The 2566-nt window shown below is 70.3% G+C and carries 3 protein-coding genes; 2 read left to right on the top strand and 1 reads right to left on the bottom strand.

What is annotated here, in order from left to right:
- The coding region (locus tag ACM2XV_RS14110) for a M15 family metallopeptidase (RefSeq protein ID WP_487027389.1) at positions 1–609 on the top strand (609 nt) is incomplete at its 5' end.
- Here ACM2XV_RS14110 and ACM2XV_RS14105 read toward each other — a convergent pair.
- Positions 606–1118 (bottom strand): glutathione peroxidase, encoded by a 513-nt coding sequence (locus ACM2XV_RS14105; RefSeq protein ID WP_344772840.1) that lies wholly within the window; start codon positions 1116–1118, stop codon positions 606–608. The two genes, ACM2XV_RS14110 and ACM2XV_RS14105, sit on opposite strands and share 4 nt — an antisense overlap.
- A 175-nt stretch (positions 1119–1293) precedes the next feature.
- Between ACM2XV_RS14105 and ACM2XV_RS14100 the strand changes: the two genes are divergently transcribed.
- The gene (locus tag ACM2XV_RS14100) at positions 1294–2535 is read left to right on the top strand and encodes an imelysin family protein (protein ID WP_487027388.1); all 1242 of its coding nucleotides are present in this window, start codon (positions 1294–1296) and stop codon (positions 2533–2535) included.
- The last annotated feature ends 31 nt before the right edge of the window (positions 2536–2566 follow it).

Genomic DNA, 2566 nt, shown 5'->3' with positions numbered 1-2566 from the left:
CCGGCCTTCGACAAGAAGGCGCGCTCGACGACCGATCCCGCGAGCCTCTGGGTCATCGTCAACAAGAAGCACCCCCTGAAGCCAGTCGACTACGCGCCGGCCGATCTCGTCTACCCCGACCTTCCGAACCCGAACCGCCAGCCGCTGCGCAAGCCCGCGGCGGAAGCCCTCGCCGGAATGGCGGCGGCCGCGAGCGCCGCGGGGCTGTCGCTGTCGATCGAGAGCGGCTACCGCTCCTACCCGACGCAGCTCGCGGTCTACAACGAGTGGGTGAGCTCGAAGGGCGAGGCGGTCGCCGACGAGCTCTCGGCGCGGCCGGGGACGAGCGAGCACCAGACGGGGCTTGCCGTCGATCTCTCCGCCGTGCCCGCGAACTGCTCGCTCGCGGTCTGCTTCGCGACGACGCCGCAGGGGAAGTGGCTCGCCGCGAACGCGTGGCGCTACGGCTTCCTGCTGCGCTACCCGGCCGACAAGGTGAACGTCACGGGCTACCAGTACGAGCCGTGGCACTTCCGCTTCATCGGCGTGCCGCTCGCGACCGAGCTGCACGCGAAGCACGTCGAGACGCTCGAGGAGTTCTTCGGCGTCTCGGGCGGAACGTCGTACTAGGCGGCGCCCGGCGTGCGCTGCTCGAGCCCGCGCTCGATGGCCTCGATGACCTGCGGGTCGTCGGGCAGGGTGCGCGGGCGGAAGCGGATCACGGTGTCGTCGGGGTAGACGAGGAACTTCTCGAAGTTCCACTGCACGGGGCCGCCCAGGTGCAGGCGGTCCTTCGTGTGCTTGAGCTGCTTGTAGAGCGGGTGGGCGTCGCGCCCGTTGACCTTGGTCTTCTCCATCAGGGGGAAGGTCACGCCGTAGGTCGCGGAGCAGAACTCGACGATCTCTTCGGCGCTGCCCGGCTCCTGGCCGGCGAACTGGTTGCACGGGAATCCGATCACCGTGAACCCGCGCGACTCGTAGGTCTTCTGCAACTGCTCGAGCTGCTCGTACTGCGGCGTCAGGCCGCACTTCGACGCGACGTTGACCACCATGACGACCTTGTCGGCGTAGTCGGCGAGCGAGGTCGGGGTGCCGTCGATCGTGGTGACCGGGATGTCGCGGAGCGGTGTGCCTGCCATGGATCGAGCGTAACTCTCTGTGCAGGGGACGGCTTCGTGTCTGAGCGGTGAACAGCTTCTGAACTCGCCGAGAGGCGCCCTGGGCCGCCTCTAGCCTCGTTCGAGGGCCGCCGCATGCCCGAGCAGTGCGCCGCCCCGCCCCCGGCAGTGCTCTACGAGAAGGTCCCCCCACGGCATGTCCCAGCGGTCACAGTTCGCCCTGTTCTGGGCTGTGGTCGCGCTCGTGGTGGCGGTCGGCGTGGCGGCGACGGTGCTGTCGCCCGCGCACGGAGGCGCAGCGCAGCCGCAGGCCGCCTCGACGGCGTCCGCGGGCGCTCCGCACTCCTACGAGCTGACCGCCAACCGCAGCACGTGCGGCGTCGGGTGGGGCGACGGCGCGAACGCCGCGGTGCCGGGCGGTGCCCAGAGCTTCACGATCGCCAACGGCAATGACGCCCCGATGGACATCCAGCTGCAGGAGCAGGGCAGCAAGAAGGTCTTCCTCGAGCTCGATGGCGTCGGCGCCGGCGCGAAGACGACCGCGCAGGTCGTGCTCGGGAAGGGGCGCTACCGCTTCGCCTGCTACCCCGAGGACTCGCAGCCGACGATCGGCGCCACCGTGCGGGTCGGGGCCGCGCCGCACGGGGCGGTGCTGAGCGCCGGCACCGCGCCGCTGACCCGGAATCAGCTCAACCTCGTGGCGATCGCCTACGGAAAGTGGGTCGACGGGCGGCTTCCGACCCTCAAGAAGCAGGTCGCGCAGCTCGCTGCCGACGCAGAGGAGGGCGACTTAGCGCGTGCGAAGGCCGACTGGCTGGCCGCGCATCTCAGCTACGAGACGCTCGGCGCGGCATATGACGCGTTCGGCGACCACGACGCCGAGATCAACGGGATGCCTGCTTCGGGCACCACCGCGCTGAGCGATCGGGGTCTCACCGGGTTCCACAAGATCGAGGCGCTGCTGTGGTCGGGGGCTCCCGCCGCCGCCGTCGCAGCCCAGACGCGCAGGCTCGGCGCGGCGGTCGACTCGCTCATCGCCGACCCGGGCACCGCGCAGATCGATCCGCTGGTGATCGGGCTGCGATCGCACGAGATCGTCGAGAACGCGATCCAGTTCGAGCTGACCGGGGCGACGGATGCCGGCAGCCACACGAACCTCGCCACGATCGACGCGAACCTCAGCGGCGCGACGATCGCGCTCGGCTTCCTGAAGAGCGATCTGGCCACGCGCTACCCCGCTCTGCCCGACGCGGAGGCGGCGCTCGCCTCGACGCAGAAGCTCGTCGAGAGCTACCACCGCCCCGACGGGTCCTGGGCTCCGCTGCAGTCGCTCACACGAGCGCAGCGGGAACGGCTCAACGCGGCACTCGGCGGCACCGTCGAGCTGCTGGCGCCCGTCGCCGAGATCGCCGAACCGAGGTTCACCCCAGATGAATGAGCAGAGCAGCAACGCCCCCAGCCGGCGAGGA

It is taken from the genome of Gryllotalpicola sp. CP2-P1 (genome assembly GCF_057512245.1).
Note: the sequence above shows the minus strand (reverse complement) of the source record. Positions and strands in the feature narration are given on the sequence as shown.

Excerpts from the sequence above, each read along its gene's own strand:
- ACM2XV_RS14105 (WP_344772840.1), bottom strand. The coding sequence starts at position 1,118 with ATGGCAGGCACACCGCTCCGCGACATCCCGGTCACCACGATCGACGGC.
- ACM2XV_RS14100 (WP_487027388.1), top strand. The coding sequence starts at position 1,294 with ATGTCCCAGCGGTCACAGTTCGCCCTGTTCTGGGCTGTGGTCGCGCTC.